Raw genomic sequence first — 19,067 nt, 5'->3', positions numbered from 1 at the left:
GTGGACGGGTGAGCTCAGCTCTGGTTGAAGAAACCGCGCGTCGTGGCGGCAGGCGCCTCGGGCTCGTCGGCGGAGATCTCGACGTGGGCGGGCGAGAGGAGGAACACCTTGGAGGTGACCCGCTCGATCGTGCCGTGCAGGCCGAAGACGAGCCCGGCAGCGAAGTCGACGAGACGCTTGGCGTCGGCGTCGTCCATGTCACTGAGGTTCATGATGACCGGCACCTGGTCGCGGAACCACTCACCGATGTTCTTGGCCTCGTTGTAGGTGCGAGGGTGGATCGTCGTGATGCGGTTGAGCGAACCGACCTCGACATCGCGCACGACGGCGGCGACGGGCCGCTTCGTGGGCAGCTGCGTCACGGCAGCGGTGTGCTCGGTCTCGTCGTCGTAGCGGTCGGACTCGTCGTAGGCGTCGTAGTCGTCGTAACGATCGTGACGCTGGTCCTCCTCGCTCAGTCCGAGGTACACCATCGTCTTGCGCAGTGCCCCTGCCATGGCCAACTCCCAAAACGTCGGATTGTGATCGTTGACGACGTTACAGAAGTGACGGGCGTGAACCGAGGATTGCCGTGCCGACACGCAGGAGTGTCGCTCCGTGCCGCAGCCCGGCCTCGAGGTCGCCGCTCATGCCGGCCGAGATCCAGTCGGCACGGGGGTGCCGAGCACGTATGCCGTCCGCCACGTCCCGCAGCCGCGCGAACGCCGCGTCGGGGTCGGCGCCCAGCGGCGCGACGGCCATGACGCCACGCAGGTCCAGGAGCTGTTGTGCCGCAACGGCGTCCGCGAGGGCGTCGACGTCGACGGGGAGGACGCCCCCCCGCGACGTGTCGCCGTCGAGGCTCACCTGGAGCAGCACGTCGAGGGTCCGGTCCGCGGCATGGGCGCCCTTGGCGAGGGCGGCGACGAGCTTCGTCCGGTCGACGGACTGGACGACGTCGGCGTAGCCCGCGACGTGCGCCGCCTTGTTGCTCTGGAGCCGGCCGATGAAGTGGAGGGTCGGTGGCGCGGCGCCGGCCTCCGAGAGCGCGTGGCGGACCTCGCGGAACTTCTCGGCGGCCTCCTGGTCGCGGTTCTCGCCGAAGTGCCTGACGCCGAGGTCGTGCAGGAGCAGGACGTCGGAGGTCGGGAAGTACTTCGTGACGACGACGAGGGTGACGTCATCTGGGTCGCGCCCGGCCTCGGCGCAGCCTCGCTCGATGCGCTCGCGCACCGCAGCCAGGCCGTCGCGCAGCTGGTCGCGCCGCGCCTCGTCACCGACCGCCTCGTCACCGACCGCCTCGGCGCCGGTCATGCGTCCACCGGTCGCAACGCGACGATGCCGGCGAAACGACCGGTGCGGCCGTCGCGCCGGTAGGAGTAGAGGTCGCCGGTCTCTCGGGTGCAGCCGGGCACCCACTGCACCGCGACGTCAGCCGCCGCCAGCTGTTCGACGACGCCGGCGGCCACGTCGATGGCCGGGGTGCCGGTCCACGACCGCGCGGCGGAGGCCGCTGAGGTCTCCGCGGCGGCGCGTGCCATCTCCGCCGGGACCTCGTAGCACCGTCCACAGACGGACGGCCCCACGGTCGCCGAGACGGACGTCGCACCGAGGTCGCGCATCGCGGTGACCGCCCGTCCGACGATGCCCGCGACCATGCCCGGTCGGCCGGCGTGAACGGCCCCGACGACTCCGGCGCGAGCATCGTGCAGCAGCACCGGGACACAGTCCGCGACCAGCACGCCGAGAGCGAGATCGGTTGCGCGCGTGACGATTCCGTCGACCGCTGGCGGCTCCCCGTCCCACGGCCCGTCCACCTGCACGACGTCGGCCCCGTGGACCTGGTTCATGAGGACGAGGCGATCGCGTGGGACGTCGATCTCGTGTGCGAGGGCGGTGCGGTTGCCCTCGACGTCGGCGGGATCGTCGCCGACGTGACCGCCGAGGTTGAGGCCGGCATACGGCCCGCTCCCCCGGCCGGCCGACCGACCCGTGAAGGCGAGGTCGACGGAACAGGCGTCGCCGTCGCGAGCGGTGGTGGTGCGCCAGTAGAACACGATGACAAACCTACCTGCGGACCAGAGGCGCCCCGTGACCGACCGCACGGCCGCGGTCCCGGGACGCCGACGGGCGGGAGACGCTGAATGCGTCTCCCGCCCGTCCGGTCGATCTCGACCGCAGGTGCCCGTCGTCCTACTTGAGGAAGTCGGGCACGTCGAGGTCGTCGCCCTCGTCGAACGTCACCTGGCGGGGCGGCTGCTGCACCGGCTGGGCCGCGGGGACAGGAGCGTGGTGCTGGGGCTGCTGCGCCGGGACCGCGGGCTGCTGGGTCGGCAGCTGCTGGGCGGGCTGCTGGTGGTTCACCGGGGCCGGCTGCGCCTGCTGGGGCGCCGCCTGCTGCGGAGCCGCCTGGGGCACGCCGTTGGAGTGCTGCGGCGCCGACTGCGGAGCCGGCGCGGCAGGACGCTGCTGGGACGGCTGCGAGCGACCCATGACCTGCCCGAGGGCGCGGTCGTCGTGGCGCTGGCTGGGGCCACCGCTGTCGAAGCCCGCAGCGATGACCGTGACCCGGACCTCGTCACCCAGGGCGTCGTCGATGACGGCACCGAAGATGATGTTGGCCTCCGGGTGGGCGGCTTCCTGGACCAGGCGAGCGGCCTCGTTGATCTCGAAGAGACCGAGGTCGGACCCACCCTGGACCGAGAGGAGGACGCCGTGCGCGCCGTCGATGGACGCCTCGAGCAGCGGGCTGCTGATCGCGAGCTCGGCCGCCTGGACGGCACGGTCCTCGCCGCGCGCGGACCCGATGCCCATCAGGGCCGAGCCCGCCCCCTGCATGACCGACTTGACGTCGGCGAAGTCGAGGTTGATGAGACCGGGCGTCGTGATGAGGTCGGTGATGCCCTGGACACCGGAGAGCAGGACCTGGTCGGCCGAGCGGAAGGCGTCCATCATCGACACGTTGCGGTCGCTGATCGACAGCAGCCGGTCGTTGGGGATGACGATCAGGGTGTCGACCTCCTCGCGGAGGCTGCCGATGCCGGACTCGGCCTGGTTGGCGCGACGTCGGCCCTCGAAGGTGAACGGGCGAGTGACGACGCCGATCGTCAGGGCACCGAGCTCGCGCGCGATGCGGGCCACGACGGGTGCGCCGCCGGTGCCCGTGCCGCCGCCCTCACCGGCGGTGACGAAGACCATGTCGGCCCCCTTGAGGACCTCCTCGATCTCCTCGGCGTGGTCCTCGGCGGCCTTCTTGCCGACCTCGGGGTCGGCGCCGGCGCCGAGACCACGCGTCAGCTCGCGACCGACGTCGAGCTTGACGTCGGCGTCGCTCATGAGCAGCGCCTGCGCATCGGTGTTGATGGCGATGAACTCGACACCCTTGAGGCCGACCTCGATCATGCGATTGATGGCATTGACGCCGCCGCCGCCGATGCCGACGACCTTGATGACGGCCAAGTAGTTCTGCGGTGCTGCTGCCACGAGAGTGGGCCTTCCTGACTGGTGGTGCCGGTGCTGCTGGTGGTCTGGGGGACGGGCGGTGCGTGGTGTGGGTGGTGCGGCTCGTTCCGAGCGTGTAGCCCTCAAACCTTAAACGTAGACATAAAGGTTACAGTTTGGTCACGAACCAGTGCCCTGACGGTATGACGAGGCACAGGGTCGATCAACCCACGTCGCGGCGTGTCGTCGCGGGGATTGCCCCAATTCCGAGAGCCGCGCCCCAAGGGCCACACCAGCACCACCGGACACTCGGGTCCCGACCGCCCGGGATCACCATCCCACGGCCCGCCAGCCGGCCCGTGACCGGGGCCCCGTGGCGGACGAGCCGCCCGGACGCCGGCGTCAGCGGGTGACCGGTGACGACGGGACGCTGACGTCGATCGTCGAACCCGGCTCTGGCAGAAGGATCTTGACGAGGTCTGCCTTGCGCTTGCCATCGGCGGCGCCACCCCAGACGACCGTCTTGCGCTTCTCGCCCTTGGCCTTGACGGTGAAGGAGACCTGGTCCGCCGTCGACACCGACACTCCTGAGACGTCGGCGCGCAGCGACGGGTCGAGCGACCCGAGCGCCCCCAGGGCGGCCTCGACCCCGGCCTTGGTGACCTGCGCGGATCCCGAGCTGACGAGCGGCACGCCGTCGGGGGCACTGCCGACGGTGCGGAAGGCGACCCCGTCGCGGTCCACGACGTCCACCTCACCTCGAGGGTTGCGGACGGCGAGGACGGCCACCCTCGGGGTCACGGTGATGACGACGGTGTCGGGCAGTCCGCGGCCCACGGTGACCGCGGACCACGCCTTGCCGGCGATCAGGCGCTGCGCGACGGCGTCGGTGTCGACGCGCATGAGCGGCCCGCCGAGCGGCACCCGGGCGACGGCACGCACCTGCGCGGAGGCGCCCGCGCTCACGCCGTGGACCTCGACGCGAGACGCGGTGAGGACGCTGCTGAACCATCCCACCCACACGAGCAGTCCGGCGCCCAGCATGAGGGCTGCGAGGACCCCCGCGACGAGGCGGGGACGTCGCCGGGCGGCGGCGGCGCGGCGTTCGAAGCGGGTGCGCGACGAGGCGAGTCCGGTGCCCGCGACGCGGCGGCGGGCGTTGCCGTGCTCGAGCATCATGGCGAGCCTCCCCCGAGGATCCGCAGCACCTCCGGGCCGATCATCGTGACGTCGCCCGCGCCCACCGTGAGCACCAGGTCCCCGGGACGCGCGAGGGCGGCGACCCGGCCGGCGACCTCCGACCACGAGGGCACGTAGTGGACCTCGACCTCGGGCCGGGCAGCGGTCACGGCGTCGGCGACGAGCCGGCCGGACACGCCGGGCACGGGGTCCTCACGGGCGGCGTAGACGTCCATGAGGACGACGACGTCCGCCGGGGACAGTCCGGCCCCGAGCTCGGTCGCGAAGTCCCGAGTGCGGCTGTAGAGGTGCGGCTGGAAGACGACGAGGAGCCGGCCGGTGCCGCCGACGAGGTCCTTGGCGGTCTCGACGACCGCTGCGACCTTGCCCGCGTTGTGGGCGTAGTCGTCGACGACGACGACTCCGCCGGCCTCGCCCTTCGGCTCGAAACGACGGCGCGTCCCCGTGAAGGACGCCAGCCCGGCCAGGACCTGGTCGGGGGCCTGACCGAGCCCGTGGACCGCGGCGGCGTACGCGGCCGCGGCGTTGAGCGCGTTGTGGCGGCCCGGCACGCCGAGGGTCATGCGTCGCTCGACGCCCTCGTCGAGGAGCGTGACCGATGACGTGACGCCGTCCTGCTGGTGGTGGTCCAGGACCACGTCGGAGGACCGGTCGAAGCCGTAGGTCAGCACGCGCGTGCCCGCAGCCCGGGCTCGCTCGGCGAGGGCCACGGCTCCGGCGTCGTCGGCGCACGTGACGAGCAGCCCTCCGGGACGGATCGTGCCGACGAACGCGTCGTAGGCCGCCTGGACAACCTTGAAGTTCGAGTAGAAGTCGAGGTGGTCGGGCTGGACGTTGGTGACGATCGCGACCTCGGGACGGTAGACGACGAACGAACCGTCGCTCTCGTCGGCCTCGACGACGAAGACGTCGTCGGAGCCGTCGTGGGCGTTGGTGCCGTGCTTGGCGAGCTCGCCGCCGACCGCGAAGGACGGGTCGAGACCGCAGCCCTGCAGGGCGACGGTGAGCATCGAGGTCGTCGTCGTCTTGCCGTTGGCACCGGCGACCGCGACGGGACGGCGTCCGTGCATGAGAGCGGCAAGTCCCTGCGCGCGGTGCAGCACGGGCACGCCTCGGTCGCGAGCGGCGACCAGCTCGACGTTGTCGTCGCGGATCGAGGAGCTCATGACGATGGCGTCGGCGCGCTCCTGGTGCGCCTCGTGGAAGCCGACCCACACGCCGGCACCCTCGCTCTCGAGCGCCTTGAGGACGGGCACGTCCTTGGCGTCGCTGCCCGTGACCCGGATGCCCCGCGCGAGCATGATGCGGGCGACGCCCGACATGCCGGCGCCGCCGATGGCGAGGAAGTGCACGCGACCGAGCTCGTCGGCGCCGGGCACGGCGGCCCGGAAGTCGAAGCGCGCCGCCGCGAACGGGTCGTCGACGGTGGGGGTGCGCGGGGTCTGGGTCACGTGCGGTTCCTGCCTTCTGCGGCCCGGTCGACCAGGTCTGCGAGCTTCTCGTCGGCGGCGGGTTCGCCCAGGGTCCGGGCGGCCGCCGCCATCCGCGAGATCCTCTCGCGGTCGGTGGCGAGCCCGAGCAGCACGGCGTCGACCCACTCGGGGGTGAGGTCGGCGTCGTCGACGAGCAGACCACCACCGGCGGTCACGACATCGGAGGCGTTGACGCGCTGCTCACCGTTGCCGACGGGCAGCGGGACGTAGACGGCCGGCAGGCCGACGGCCGTCAGCTCGCACACCGTGTTGGCGCCCGCGCGGGCGACGACGAGGTCGGCGGCGGCATACGCCAGCTCCATCCGGTCGGCGTACGGCACGACGACGTACGGGGCCCCCGCGGCCGACGGCTCGGGGACGAACTCCTTGCCGAGCCCGGTCACGTGCAGCACCTGCACTCCCCCGCGGCTCAGCTCGGCCACGCGCGCCCGGAAGGCGTCGTTGAGGCGCTGGGCGCCGAGCGAGCCTCCGGTGACGAGGACGGTGGGCCACTGCGACTGGAGCCCGAAGTGCTCGAGGGCCTCGGCACGCACGGCCTCGCGGTCGAGCGTCGCGACCTCACGGCGCAGCGGCATGCCGATGCGCTGGGCGTGCGGCAGGGACGTGACCGAGAAGGTCGTCGCCACGGCACTCGCCCAGCGGGCGCCGAGACGGTTGGCCAGGCCCGCCCGGGCGTTCTGCTCGTGGACGACGATGGGGACGTGACGGCGCCGCGCGGCGAGGTAGGCAGGGGTGCTGACGTAGCCGCCGAAGCCGACGACCACCTCGGCACCCGTCTCGTCGATCGCAGCGCCCGCGGCGTCGACGGCCGCCTTGAGGCGGCCCGGGAGCCGGAGCAGGTCGGTGCTCGGGCGACGCGGCAACGGCACCTTGGGCACGACCCTCAGGTCGTAGCCCCGGGCCGGGACGAGGCGCGCCTCGAGCCCCTCCTGCGTGCCGAGCGCCGTCACCCGCAGGTCGGGGTGGCGACGACGGAGGGCGTCCGCGAGGGCGAGCAGCGGCGACACGTGGCCGGCGCTGCCTCCCCCTGCGAGCAGGACGGAGGTGGGCGAGGACAGGGGGATCACCGGCTTCTGCGACGTTGCGGGACGGACCGTACGCGGGACGGGAGCACCGCGAGCGACCGACGGACGAGACTCGGGCGCGCGTCGAGCAGGGCCTTGCAGCCCGGTTCGTGGCGCGCGAAGGACAGCAGGATGCCAAGCGCCAGGAGGGTCGTCACGAGTGAGGAGCCTCCGGCCGAGACGAGGGGCAGCGGGACACCGATGACGGGGAAGAGCCCGATGACGGCGCCGATGTTGATGATGGCCTGGCCGAGCAGCCACGCCATGATGCCGAAGCCGGCGATGCGCACGAACCGGTCCTGGGTGCGGCTGACGAGCCGGAAGCAGGCCCAGGCGAGGATGCCGAAGAGCAGCAGCACCATGAGCGTGCCCGGCAGCCCGAGCTCCTCGCCGATGATCGCAAAGATGAAGTCGTTGTGCGCCTCGGACAGCCACTCCCACTTCTCCTTGGAGGCACCGAGGCCGACGCCCCACCACCCGCCGTCCGCGAGGGCGTAGAGCCCGTGGACCGACTGGCCGCACCAGCCGTCGGGGTCGGCGTTGCAGGAGGGACTCAGCCAGTTCGCGATGCGGCTCGTGCGGTTGTTGCTGCCGGTCACCATGAGGGCGACCCCCAGGACGGCGAAGCCTCCCGCGATGGCGAACACGCGCTTCGGAGCACCTGCGACGAGCAGGACCGCGGCGACGATGACGAGCACGACCATCGCCGTGCCGAGGTCGTGCCCGGCGAGGATCAGGCCGATGACGATGGTGGCGATGGGCACGAGGTAGGGCAGCACGACGTGGAGCATGCTCGCCATCCGCGACGACTTGTTCGCGAAGATGACGGCACCGACGAGCACGAGGCCCACCTTGGCGAACTCGGCGGGCTGGAACTGGATCGGCCCGATGGCGAGCCAGTTGCGGTTGCCGTTGACGCTCCGGCCGAACGGGATGACGGCCGCGAGCAGCAGCACGGACACGATGATCGTCGGGAAGGCGAGGCGCTTCCACGTGGCCACGGCAACACGGCTCGCCACCCCCGCCGCGACGGCGCCGATGGCGGCGAAGAGCAGCTGGCGCAGGAACACGGTGTAGGAGGCCTCGTCGGCGAGCAGCTGCTCGACGCTGGAGGCCGAGAAGACCATGATCAGCCCGAAGACGACGAGCGTCGAGGTGGCGCCGAGGATGAGGTAGTACGTCGTCAGGGGCGACTCGAGCTTGCCGATGACGGGCAGCGACCGGTGCGTGGTCGCGGTGTCGGTCACGCCCTTGGTGCCCGCGGCCGTCTTGTCGCCGGCGGTGGTCGCGCTCACTCCAGCCCCCCGTGTGCCTCGAGGTGCCGCCGGACCGCCTCCTCGAAGGCGTCGCCGCGGGCTCCGTAGTTGGTGAACATGTCCATCGACGCGGCGGCGGGGGCGAGCAGCACGACGTCGCCCGGCTGGGCGAGTCGGGCAGCCTCCCTGACGACACGGTCCATGACTCCAGTGTCGGTGTCGGACACGTCGACGACCGGGACATCGGGCGCGTGTCGGGAAAGGGCCCGGGCGATCTGGTCGCGGTCGGCGCCGATGAGCACGACCCCCCGCAGGCGCGAGGCCATCTCCTCGACGAGGCTGTCGACGTCGGCCCCCTTGAGCAGGCCGCCCGCGACCCACACGACGGAGTCGAACGACCGGATGGCCGCTGCGGCCGCGTGCGGGTTGGTGGCCTTGGAGTCGTTGACGAAGCGCACGCCCTTGACCGTCGCCAGCTCCGCGATCCGGTGTCGGTCGGGCCGGAAGGCCCGCAGGCCGTCGCGCACGGCGATGGGACCGACGCCGTAGGCACGGGCCAGCGCCGCGGCTGCGAGGGCGTTGGCGACGTAGTGCGGCGCCACCGACGGAGCGTCACCCCGGAGGTCGGCGATGGTGCACAGCTCGGCGGCCGAACGCTGGCGCTGCTCGACGAAGGCGCGGTCGGCGAGCACGTCCTCGACGACGCCGACCATCGAGGGCGCCGGGATGCCCGTCGTGAACCCGATGGCACGGCACCCCTCGACGACGTTGGCCTCCATGACGAGCTGCTCGGTCTGGATGTCGGCGACGTTGTAGATGCACGCCAGGTGGGTGTTCTCGTAGATCTTGCCCTTGGCCCGGAGGTACTCGGCGTAGCTGCCGTGCCAGTCGATGTGGTCGGGAGCGACGTTGAGGACGGCCGACGCGACGGCCGAGACCGAGCGCTGCCAGTGCAGCTGGAAGCTCGAGAGCTCGACGGCCAGCACGTCGTAGGGCTCGGGGTGGAGCACGGCCTCCAGCAGCGGCGTGCCGACGTTGCCGGCCGACGTGGCGCGCAGTCCCGCGGCCCGGAGGATCGAGGCGAGCATGTTGACGGTCGTCGTCTTGCCGTTGGTGCCGGTGACCGTGAGCCACGGGGCGGCGCCCTCCCGCGCGCGCATGCGCCAGGCGAGCTCGACCTCTCCCCACACGGGTATGCCGGCCGTCGCCGCCGCGAGCATCAGCGGGTCGTGCGGGGGGACGCCCGGCGAGGTGACGACGAGCTCGGTGCCCGGCGGCGGCTCGACGACGTGCTCGGGGCCCAGGCGGACGTCGACGTCGAGGATCTCGAGGATCGTCGCGCGCTCGCGGATCGCCTCGGTCTCGTCGCGGGAGACCGCCGTGACGCGCGCGCCGCGGTCGGCGAGGGCGTCGGCCGCGGCGAAGCCGGAGACCCCGAGGCCGACGACGAGGACGTTGATCCCCGACCAGTCGGCATCGCGGTGGGTCAGGCCCTCGCGGGGCTCGTAGAGCGGGTCGAAGCTCACTGGGACCCCACCACCCACTCGGCGTAGAAGACGCCGAGGCCGAAGGCGACGAAGAGCCCGGCGATGATCCAGAAGCGGACGACGACCGTCACCTCGTTCCACCCGACCATCTCGAAGTGGTGGTGCAGCGGTGCCATCCTCAGCACCCGTTTACCGGTCGTCTTGAACGAGGCCACCTGGGCGACCACTGACAACGTCTCGAGGACGAACATGCCGCCGAGGATGACGAGGAGCAGCTCGGTGTGGGTCGTGATGGCGAGGCCGGCGAGTGCGCCTCCGAGGGCGAGCGAGCCGGTGTCCCCCATGAAGATCTTCGCGGGCGTCGCGTTCCACCAGAGGAAGCCGAAGCACGCGCCCATGCCCGCGGCGGCCACGAGGGCGAGGTCGTGCGAGTCGCGCACCTCGTAGCACTTGATGCCCGGGTTGGTCTGGCAGTTCTGGTTGTAGGTCCAGATGCTGATGAGGACGTACGCGCCGAAGACCATGGTCGAGACGCCGGTCGCGAGACCGTCGAGACCGTCGGTGAGGTTCACGCCGTTGGACGCGCCCGCGATCATGACGTTGGCGAAGACGACGAAGAGGATGACCCCGACGACGGTGCTGCCACCGAGCGCGAGGCTGATGTTCGTGTCGCGCACGAACGACACGAGCAGCGAGGCGGGATTGCGGTACTGCTCGTTGGGGAACTGCAGCGCCAGTCCCGCGAAGGTGATGCCGACGAGGGCCTGCCCGAGGAGCTTCTGCTTCGAGCGGAGGCCGAGGCTGCGCTGCTTGCTGATCTTGATGAAGTCGTCGAGGAAGCCGACGAAGCCGAGACCGGCGGCGAGGAAGAGCACGAGCAGCCCACTGGCCGTCGGTGGGTTGAGGGTCAGCAGGTGGGCGAGGAAGTAGGCGCCGAGCATCGCCGCGAGGATGACGGCTCCGCCCATCGTCGGCGTGCCGCGCTTCGTGTGGTGCGAGGTGGGCCCGTCGTCGCGGATGAACTGGCCGTAGCCGCGCTTGACGAGGTACTTGATGAACAGCGGGGTGCCGAACAACGAGATGAGCAGCGAGATCGATGCTGCGAGAAGGACGCCCTTCACCGCGAGACCGCCTCTCCGGAGGTCGTGGGGACGGGTGTGGTGGTGCTCGCGCCACCCTCGGAGGCGAGGCGGTCGCCGAGCCAGCGCAGTCCGCTGTCCCGGCTCGACTTGAGCAGGACGACGTCGCCGGCGCGGACGCGCGCGGCGAGCAGGTCGTGGGCGGCGTCGGTGTCGGGCACCCACTCCGAGCCGGGGACGGCCTCGGCGAGCGGACGGGCCCCCTCGCCGACGGCCACGACGTGCTCGAAACCGCGCGACGCGGCATACGACCCGACGGCTGCGTGCTCGGCGTCGCTGTCGGGGCCGAGCTCGAGCATGCCCCCGAGGACGGCCCAGCGCTCCCCCGTCACGTGCATGGCAGCGACGGCGTCGAGCGCGGCACGCATGGAGTCGGGGTTGGCGTTGTAGGCGTCGTTGACGACGACCACGCCGTCGGGCCGGTCGGTGATCTCCATCCGCCACCGGCTCACGGCCTCGGCAGCGCCGAGGCCGGCCACGACCTGGTCGAGCGACAGTCCGAGCTCGAGCGCCGCCGCGGCGACCGCGAGAGAGTTGCCGACGTGGTGGGCGCCGCTCTGGCGCAAGGAGACCCGGGCCGAGCCCTGCGGGCTGACGAGGGTGTATGCCGCCCTCCCGCGCTCGTCGAGGGTGACGTCCTCGGCACGGACGTCCGCCTCGGGCGAGAGCCCGACGAGCTGGACCCGGGACGCGACGCCGGAGGCCATGGCGGCCACGACGGGGTCGTCCGCGTTGAGGATCGACAGCCCCTCGGCGGGGACCGCCATCGGCAGCTCGGACTTGGCGCGCGCGATGTTCTCGCGCGACCCGAACTCGCCGATGTGGGCAGTGCCGACGTTGAGCACGATCGCGACCTGCGGCGGTGCGATGCGCGTGAGGTAGTCGATGTGGCCGATGCCCCGGGCGCCCATCTCGGCGACGAGGAAGCGGGTGGTCGGGGTGACTCGGCACACCGTGAGCGGCACGCCGATCTCACCGTTGAGCGAGTTGACCGGCGCGACCGTCTCGGCGACCGACGACAGCACGGACGCGAGGAGGTCCTTGACGCTGGTCTTGCCCGACGAGCCGGTGATGCCCACGACGCGCAGCTCGGGAGCACGGTCGACGACCCCGCGGGCGACCCGCCCGAAGGCCGTCTGGACGTCGTCGACGACGACGCACGGCACGCCGTCGACCGGACGCGAGGTGAGGGCTGCTACCGCTCCCGCCGCGACGGCTGCAGCCACGAAGTCGTGCCCGTCGGCCGTCTCGCCGACCCGCGCGACGTAGAGGCTCCCCGGCCCGCACTCGCGGGAGTCCGTGGACACCGGGCCGTCGACGACGACCGCCTCAGGCGCATCGGTGCCGTGGACAACGCCTCCGGTGAGGTCGCGGATCTCGCTGAGGGACAAGGCGATCACGACGTCACCCCCGACGAGCTGACGGCTGCGAGGGCGGCGCGCACGGCGTCGCGATCGTCGAACGGGTGCTTCACTCCGTGGATCTCCTGACCCTTCTCGTGTCCCTTGCCGAGCACCACGACGGTGTCGACAGGGCGGTCCTCCCCCGTGCCGACCACCGCGAGGGCGATGGCCTCGGCGATCGCGCTCGAGCGCGTGCCGCCGTCGATGATCTCGGATGCCCGCGCCGACCCGGCACCGACCTCCTCGCGGGCCCCGGCGATGACGGCCGCCCGGATCTCCGCCGGGTCCTCGGAGCGGGGGTTGTCGTCGGTGACGACGACGACGTCGGCGCGGCGGGCGGCGGCAGCCCCCATGGCCGGCCGCTTGCCCCGGTCCCGGTCTCCCCCGGCACCGAGGACGGCGATGAGGCGACCGGCGGTCGAGGCACGCAGCGCTGCCAGGGCGGCGTCGACGGCGTCGGGAGTGTGCGCGAAGTCGACGACGCAGCGCGGGCCCCCGGGCCCACCGGGCGCGACGACCTCCATGCGGCCCGGCACGTCCGGGGCCACGGCCATGGCGGCCTCGACCTCGCTCGGCTCGAGGCCGATGCGCAGGAGTGCGAGGGCCGCCAGCGCGGTGTTGGCGACGTTGAAGTGACCGGGCAGGTGCGAGACGAGGCGCAGGGCCCGGCCCGTGGACCGCTCCCGCAGGGTGAACGTGCCGTCGGCGCCTTCCTCGGCGCCCCAGTCGGCGTCACCGGCGCCCTCGGTCGTCGTCGCGAGGGTCGTCGTCGGCACGGTGGCCTCGGACGCGAGGCGCCGTCCCCAGGAGTCGTCGACACAGACGACCGCGGCCCGGGAGCGCTGCGGTGTGAAGAGGGAGGCCTTGGCGCCGAAGTAGTCGTCCATGGAGGCGTGGAAGTCGAGGTGGTCCTGCGAGAGGTTCGTGAAGAGCGCGACGTCGTAGACGACGCCGTCGACCCGGTGCAGTTCCAGGGCGTGGCTCGACACCTCCATGATGCAGGCGTCGATGCCCCGCTCCCGCATGAGCCCGAGGAGGGCGTGCAGGTCGGTCGCCTCGGGCGTCGTGCGCACCGACTCGACGCGCTCGTCACCGATGCGTGTCTCGACCGTGCCGATGAGTCCCGTGCGCTGACCGTGCGCCCGCAGGGCCGACTCGACGAGGTAGGCCGTCGTCGTCTTGCCGTTGGTGCCCGTGACCCCGAGCATCGTCAGCGACTCGGAGGGCCGGCCGTAGACCTGCGCTGCGACGTCGCCGAGCACGCTCCGAGGGTCCTGCGTGACGACGACGGGCACCGTGACGTCGGCCAGCTCGGTGAGGCCGGCCGTGTCGGTGAGGACCGCGACGGCTCCGGCGGCCACGGCGTCGGCGCCGAAGCGCGCCCCGTGGACGTTGAAGCCCGGCAGGGCCGCGTAGAGGTCGCCCGGGAGCACCGCTCGACTGTCGAGCGTGACCCCTGTCACGACGGCGTCAGCTCCGGAGGCCACCTCGGCCCGGATCCGGGTCGTCAGGTCGCGGAGGCGCACACCCGACGTGGCGGGTCGAAGGGGGGAAGGTGACACGTCATCCCAACTTACAGGCCATCCCGCTTCGCCCGCGCATTGCTGATGACCTCGGGGTCGTCGGACGACAGGGGCTTGTCGGCCCAGACGTGGTAGTCGAGGGTCGACTTGGGGCTGGGCGGGGCGCCGGTGCGCTCGAGCAGGTAGGACATGACCTGGTTGAAGACCGGCCCGGCCAGCGCGCCACCGAACATGCCGGCGCTGGGCTTCTGGATGAAGACGGCCACGACGTACTTCGGCGCCTCGGCGGGCGCGAACCCGATGAACGACGCGGTGAAGCCGTTGTAGCGTCCCAGCTTCTCGTCGTAGCGGTCGGCCGTGCCGGTCTTGCCGGCGACGCGGTAGCCCTTGATGCGGGCCGCGCTCGCGGTGCCGTTCTCGCCGGTGACCTCCTCCATCATCCGCGACAGCTTCACCGCAGTGTCCTCGGTCACGACGCGGCTCGGCGTCGTCGGCGTCGAGGGGATGAGGGTGCCGCTGTCGTTGACGGTGCCCTCGACGAGCGACGGCGGCACGCGGACACCCTTGTTGGCGATCGTCTGGAAGACGCCGGCCTGCTGGATCGCCGTGACGGCGTAGCCCTGGCCGAAGAGGATCGTGTAGCGGCGCGTCGAGACCCAGTCCTTGGCGCCGGCGAGCAGGCCCGCGGACTCACCGGGGAAGCCGACAGGGGTCTTCGAGCCGATGCCGAACTTGCGGTAGTACGCCTCCATGATGGCGGGCGACACGCGCTCGCCGATGAGCATGGTCCCCATGTTGGACGACTTCGCGAGCACGCCCGTGGCCGTCATGTTCTCGACGCCGTGCGGCTCGTTGTCCTTGAAGGACGTGCCGGCCCGGGGCAGGCGCGAGGGCACGATGACCCCGGTGTCGGGCGTGATGACGCCCTGCTCGAGAGCGGCCGCCATCGTCATGAGCTTGCCGGTCGATCCGGGCTCGAACGCGTCGTTGAAGGCGTAGTTGCCGAGCGAGGACTTCGAGGCGTCGCCGAGGTCGTTGGGGTCGAACGTCGGGTAGCTCGCGGCGGCGCGCACCTTGCCCGTGGCCACCTCGAGGACCACCGCGGTGCCGGACTCGGCCCCGACGGCGGTGACCTGCTTCGCGAGGGCGTTCTGGGCATACCACTGGAGGTCGGCGTCGATCGTCAGCTTGACGTCGCGCCCGTTGGCGACGGGGGTGTCGACCCGCTGCGATCCCGGGATGATGTAGCCGTCCCGGGCCCGCTCGGCGACGCTGACACCGGGAGTGCCCTTGAGCGCCTTGTCGAGCATCTGCTCGATGCCGCCCGCACCGCTCTGGTCGGAGGGGCGCACGAAGCCGACGAGCTGGCCGAGCGCCATGGAGGTCGGGTAGATCCGCTGGGCCGTGCGCTCCCCCGTGATGCCGGGGATGCCCAGCGCCCGGATCTCACGGTAGATCGCGGGGTTGACCTCCTTCTTCACCACGACGTAGCGCGTGTTCGAGCGGGTGAAGAGCTTCGTCAGCGCCGACGGCGTCATGCCGAGGAGCGGGGCGAGGTCGGCAGCGGCGCGGGTGACGCCGACCTCCTGCCGCACGCCGTCGATCTTCACCGTGTAGAGCGGGATGATCTTCGGGTCCGCGGCGATGGTGAAGCGCTCGACGGAGTCGGCGAGGACCTGTCCGTTCGTGTCGAGGATCTGGCCACGCATGGCCGGCGTCGTCGTCTTGACCGACCGCTTGAACAGCGCGGCCTCCTGGGTGGCCGACGCGTCGAAGGCCTGGATTCGCAGCAGCTGTCCGGCGAAGATCGTGAAGACGAAGAGGATGGCGACGAACATGACGCGCGCCCGACGACGGGGGTTGGCGCGCGAGATCTTGAGCGGGCGACGGGGCCCGCGCGGTCCTCGGGGGCCTCGGGGACCCCGAAGTGCCGCCGCACGCTGCGCTGCGGGCCCGCGACCGCGGCTCGGGGCCGCCTGGGTCCGGGGAGCGCTCGTCCGCGTCGCGGCCCGGGCGCTGCCGGACGTGCTGCCACTGCGGCCGCGGGGCGACGCCGCGCCCCGCCCCGCAGGGGTCGCGCGTGCCGCCGTGCTCGCGCGTGACGCCGTGCTCGCGCGCGCGCCTGCGGACGAGCCCGGCTTCTGGCCCGACCTCTGTCCCGTCTTCGGGCCGCCCTGGGAGCCGGCTGGACCACCCTGTCGGACGGAGCCCGGCTGGGCGGCCCGCCCCTGGGCGGACCGACCCTGGGCGGACCGACCCTGGCTCGCGCGCGCCTGACCCGCGCGGGTCGTGCCCGTCGCGGAGGGGGCGCGACGGGTGTCCCCTGCGGGCGCAGCACCGCGACCGGTCCGTCGTGGATCGGTCGCTCGGTTCTGCGTCACGGGATCACCTCACCGTCGTCTGCTGGGCCTGCCCTGCCTGGCCCGCTCCGGCCGCGCCCGTGGCCTGACCGGACGCTCCGGGCGTCGTGCCCAGTGTGGGTGCTGCAGTGGTCTCCGGCTTGGCACCGGGCGCCGTCGGCGTGGCGGCCTGGGACGGAACGGCCGGCGTGGCAGAGGCCGCCTTGCTGGCCTTCGTCGCCGAGGACAGGACCTTCTTGACCTTGGCCGTCACGGCGGGCGGCGTCGGGCTCGTGACGATCGGGAAGGCGTTGTTCTTCGTCGCCGGCTCCGGCTCGCCCGACACGGTGCCGGTGGAGAGGTCGATGTAGCCGCGGGTGTTCATCCGCACCATGCCGATCTCGGCGGCGCTGCGGGCGAGCGCGCCCGTCGCCGAGGCGCGGTCGATGTCCTCCTGGAGGTTGCCGGCCGTGTCGCTGAGGCGCGCCGACTCGCGCTGGAGGTCGCCCACCGCCAGGGAGCCCTGGGCGAGTGCGGTGTTGAGCAGGAGCAGGGCGATGAGACCGGCCGTGAGCAGCCCGATGCAGATCGTCACGAAGGCGCCGTTGCCGGTGCGCGTGATGCTGCTCGGGATGACCCGGAGGGGCGTGGGGGCGGGTCCGCGCCGCGGCGCGCGGAGCGGCCGGGCCGTGGCGGTCATCTGGCTCATCGGGTGGGTCCCTTCCTGGTCCTGCTGGCTGAGGTGTGCGTGGAGGTGTCGCGCACGCGCTCTGCGACGCGAAGTCGGGCCGAGGCGGCCCGCGGGTTCGTGGTGACCTCGTCGTCGCCGGGCGCCTCGGCGCCTCGGGTGACGAGGGAGAGGTATGCCGCGTGCTCGGCGAGCTCGACCGGCAGGCCGGCCGGGGTGCTGGACGTGGCGCCGGCGGCGAAGGCCCGCTTCGTCGCCCGGTCCTCGAGGGAGTGGTAGGACAGGACCGCGATCCGGCCGCCGACCGCGAGGACGTCGATCGCCTCGTCGATGGCGCGGCGCCACACCTCTAGCTCGTCGTTGACCTCGATCCGCAGAGCCTGGAAGGTGCGCTTGGCCGGGTGGCCGCTCTGTCGCTGCGAGGCGGCCGGGATGACGCGGCGCAGCATGTCGACGAGGCGACCGGACGAGGTGTACGGCTCGATCGCGCGGTCCTGCACGACGGCCTTGGCGATCTTGCGCGCGTAGCGCTCCTCGCCGTAGTCGCGCAGGATACGCGTGAGGTCATCGACCGAGTAGGTGTTGAGCACGTCGGCGGCGGTCTGCCCCGTCGACTGGTCCATGCGCATGTCGAGCGGCGCGTCCACCCGGTAGGCGAAGCCACGGTCGGCCTCGTCGAGCTGGAGCGAGCTGACGCCGAGGTCGAAGAGGATGCCGTCGACCGCGGGCACGTCGAGGTCGGCGACGACCTCCTTGATGTCGTCGTAGACGGCGTGCACCGGGCGGAAGCGGTCGCCGAACCGGGCGAGTCGCTCCCCCGCCAGGGCCAGGGCCTCACGGTCGCGGTCGATGCCGACCACGGTGCAGTCGGGGAAGCGCTCGAGGACGCCCTCGGCGTGGCCACCCATGCCGAGCGTGCCGTCGACGTGCACCGCACCCGGCCGCTCCAGCGCGGGGGCGAGCAGCTCGAGGATCCGGTCGCGCATGACGGGGACGTGACGCTCCTGCGCCTGTCCTCGATCGCTCATGGTGCGTCCCTCTCACGCTCGTGCTGCTGGGCCCTGACTGGTACGCCTGTGACGCACGGGGCTGGTGTGACTTGTGTGACCTGACGGCGGATAGAGATCCGCCGTCAGGTGATGTGGTGGTGGTGGTGGCCGGTCGGCCGGAGTGGCAGCGAACAGGTGGAGGGAACTGGTCGCGTACCGGTCGGGAGGTGCTGTCGGTGCTGCTCTGCGGGTGCCCGTCGACCTGGGGGCTGGTCCCCATCCGCTGCCTCGCCCGGGACGGGGGAAGTCGTCCCGGGTGTGGAGCGGCTGGAGGCCGGCGCTCAGGTGCTGGTCGGTCGGTGGTGCGGGTGGTGTGGGTGACGCCGTGGCGGTCGTCGGCGGCGGTGGTGGTCGTTCGGACTCAGAAGAGTCCGGGGATCACCTCCTCCGCCGTGTCGGCGAAGCTCTGCTCGGTCTGCTCGAGGTAGGCGTTCCAGACCGCGCTGTCCCAGACCTCGAGGCGCGCGCCGGCACCGATGACCGTGACCTCGCGGTCGAGGCCGGCGTACTGGCGCAGGTTGGCCGGGATCGTGAACCGGCCCTGCTTGTCGGGGATCTCGTCGGACGCACCGGAGAGGAAGACGCGCATGTAGTCGCGGGCGACCTTGCTCGTCGTGGGGGCCTGGCGCATCTGGTCGGCGACCTTGACGAACTCGTCCATCGGGTAGATGAACAGGCTGCGTTCCTGTCCGCGCGTGACGACGAGGCCGCCAGCCATCCGCTCGCGGTACTTCGCGGGCAGGAAGAGCCGACCCTTCTCGTCGAGCCGGGGCGTGTGCGTCCCGAGAAACATGGTCCGCCACCTCCCCTTTGTCGACCCGAAGGCGTCCCCATTCCCTACCTTGAAGCCCCACGATACTCCACTTTGCTCCACCGTCAATGAACTTTGACCCTTTTTTGGTCCGGCGAGTCCGCGTTTACGCAGGTCAGACGGGGTGGAGCGAAGTGGAGCGGATGGCGCACCACCGTGCTGCCGGCTGCCCCAAGGCGGCCACGCCGATGCCCG

General features: G+C 72.0%; 16 protein-coding genes. All 16 read right to left on the bottom strand.

Annotation, left to right across the window (positions count from 1 at the left end; genetic code table 11):
• Positions 1–14 precede the first annotated feature (14 nt).
• Complete coding sequence (locus H283_RS0116665; protein WP_020144664.1) at positions 15–497, bottom strand: cell division protein SepF; 483 nt, start codon at positions 495–497, stop codon at positions 15–17.
• A gap of 40 nt (positions 498–537) precedes the next feature.
• Positions 538–1,293 carry a YggS family pyridoxal phosphate-dependent enzyme gene (locus H283_RS0116660; RefSeq protein ID WP_020144663.1) on the bottom strand — a complete coding sequence of 252 codons (756 nt, stop codon included), beginning with the start codon at positions 1,291–1,293 and terminating at the stop codon, positions 538–540.
• Positions 1,290–2,036 carry a peptidoglycan editing factor PgeF gene (gene pgeF, locus H283_RS0116655; RefSeq protein ID WP_020144662.1) on the bottom strand — a complete coding sequence of 249 codons (747 nt, stop codon included), beginning with the start codon at positions 2,034–2,036 and terminating at the stop codon, positions 1,290–1,292. Before pgeF ends, H283_RS0116660 begins: the two co-directional genes overlap by 4 nt.
• Before the next feature lie 136 nt (positions 2,037–2,172).
• Positions 2,173–3,462: a cell division protein FtsZ gene (gene ftsZ, locus H283_RS0116650; protein WP_020144661.1), complete on the bottom strand. Its 1,290-nt coding sequence runs from the start codon at positions 3,460–3,462 to the stop codon at positions 2,173–2,175.
• Positions 3,463–3,822: 360 nt separating this feature from the next.
• Complete coding sequence (locus tag H283_RS0116645) at positions 3,823–4,599, bottom strand: cell division protein FtsQ/DivIB (RefSeq protein ID WP_020144660.1); 777 nt, start codon at positions 4,597–4,599, stop codon at positions 3,823–3,825.
• Positions 4,596–6,071, bottom strand: coding sequence for a UDP-N-acetylmuramate--L-alanine ligase (murC, locus tag H283_RS0116640; RefSeq protein WP_020144659.1), 1,476 nt, complete (start codon positions 6,069–6,071; stop codon positions 4,596–4,598). The genes H283_RS0116645 and murC overlap by 4 nt, the downstream gene beginning before the upstream one ends.
• A complete protein-coding gene (gene murG / locus H283_RS0116635) occupies positions 6,068–7,180 on the bottom strand; it encodes an undecaprenyldiphospho-muramoylpentapeptide beta-N-acetylglucosaminyltransferase (protein ID WP_020144658.1) in 1,113 nt (370 codons plus the stop codon). The genes murC and murG overlap by 4 nt, the downstream gene beginning before the upstream one ends.
• Complete coding sequence (gene ftsW, locus H283_RS0116630) at positions 7,177–8,472, bottom strand: putative lipid II flippase FtsW (RefSeq protein ID WP_020144657.1); 1,296 nt, start codon at positions 8,470–8,472, stop codon at positions 7,177–7,179. The genes murG and ftsW overlap by 4 nt, the downstream gene beginning before the upstream one ends.
• Positions 8,469–9,959: a UDP-N-acetylmuramoyl-L-alanine--D-glutamate ligase gene (gene murD / locus H283_RS0116625; RefSeq protein WP_020144656.1), complete on the bottom strand. Its 1,491-nt coding sequence runs from the start codon at positions 9,957–9,959 to the stop codon at positions 8,469–8,471. The genes ftsW and murD overlap by 4 nt, the downstream gene beginning before the upstream one ends.
• Positions 9,956–11,041: a phospho-N-acetylmuramoyl-pentapeptide-transferase gene (gene mraY / locus H283_RS0116620; protein ID WP_020144655.1), complete on the bottom strand. Its 1,086-nt coding sequence runs from the start codon at positions 11,039–11,041 to the stop codon at positions 9,956–9,958. Before mraY ends, murD begins: the two co-directional genes overlap by 4 nt.
• Positions 11,038–12,459, bottom strand: coding sequence for a UDP-N-acetylmuramoyl-tripeptide--D-alanyl-D-alanine ligase (gene murF, locus H283_RS0116615; RefSeq protein WP_020144654.1), 1,422 nt, complete (start codon positions 12,457–12,459; stop codon positions 11,038–11,040). The genes mraY and murF overlap by 4 nt, the downstream gene beginning before the upstream one ends.
• Positions 12,456–14,024 (bottom strand): UDP-N-acetylmuramoyl-L-alanyl-D-glutamate--2,6-diaminopimelate ligase, encoded by a 1,569-nt coding sequence (locus H283_RS0116610; RefSeq protein WP_028785667.1) that lies wholly within the window; start codon positions 14,022–14,024, stop codon positions 12,456–12,458. Before H283_RS0116610 ends, murF begins: the two co-directional genes overlap by 4 nt.
• Positions 14,025–14,035: 11 nt before the next feature.
• On the bottom strand, positions 14,036–15,823 hold the full coding sequence (locus H283_RS25515) for a penicillin-binding protein 2 (protein ID WP_020144652.1): 1,788 nt from the start codon (positions 15,821–15,823) through the stop codon (positions 14,036–14,038).
• A 547-nt stretch (positions 15,824–16,370) separates the two neighbouring features.
• Complete coding sequence (locus H283_RS25510) at positions 16,371–17,033, bottom strand: hypothetical protein (RefSeq protein ID WP_020144651.1); 663 nt, start codon at positions 17,031–17,033, stop codon at positions 16,371–16,373.
• Positions 17,030–18,040 carry a 16S rRNA (cytosine(1402)-N(4))-methyltransferase RsmH gene (gene rsmH, locus H283_RS25505; RefSeq protein WP_051103670.1) on the bottom strand — a complete coding sequence of 337 codons (1,011 nt, stop codon included), beginning with the start codon at positions 18,038–18,040 and terminating at the stop codon, positions 17,030–17,032. Before rsmH ends, H283_RS25510 begins: the two co-directional genes overlap by 4 nt.
• A 382-nt stretch (positions 18,041–18,422) precedes the next feature.
• A complete protein-coding gene (gene mraZ, locus H283_RS0116590) occupies positions 18,423–18,854 on the bottom strand; it encodes a division/cell wall cluster transcriptional repressor MraZ (protein ID WP_020144649.1) in 432 nt (143 codons plus the stop codon).
• Positions 18,855–19,067 lie beyond the last annotated feature (213 nt).

Source organism: Terracoccus sp. 273MFTsu3.1, from assembly GCF_000383675.1.
In the GTDB taxonomy this organism is placed as follows: Bacteria; Actinomycetota; Actinomycetes; order Actinomycetales; family Dermatophilaceae; genus Terrabacter.
Note: the sequence above shows the minus strand (reverse complement) of the source record. Positions and strands in the feature narration are given on the sequence as shown.

Bases quoted from the DNA above. Each gene is read 5' to 3' on its own strand.
- H283_RS0116665 (WP_020144664.1), bottom strand. From the start codon at position 497: ATGGCAGGGGCACTGCGCAAGACGATGGTGTACCTCGGACTGAGCGAG.
- H283_RS0116660 (WP_020144663.1), bottom strand. From the start codon at position 1,293: ATGACCGGCGCCGAGGCGGTCGGTGACGAGGCGGTCGGTGACGAGGCG.
- H283_RS0116645 (WP_020144660.1), bottom strand. From the start codon at position 4,599: ATGATGCTCGAGCACGGCAACGCCCGCCGCCGCGTCGCGGGCACCGGA.
- H283_RS25515 (WP_020144652.1), bottom strand. From the start codon at position 15,823: ATGTTCGTCGCCATCCTCTTCGTCTTCACGATCTTCGCCGGACAGCTG.
- H283_RS25510 (WP_020144651.1), bottom strand. From the start codon at position 17,033: ATGAGCCAGATGACCGCCACGGCCCGGCCGCTCCGCGCGCCGCGGCGC.
- rsmH (WP_051103670.1), bottom strand. From the start codon at position 18,040: ATGAGCGATCGAGGACAGGCGCAGGAGCGTCACGTCCCCGTCATGCGC.
- mraZ (WP_020144649.1), bottom strand. From the start codon at position 18,854: ATGTTTCTCGGGACGCACACGCCCCGGCTCGACGAGAAGGGTCGGCTC.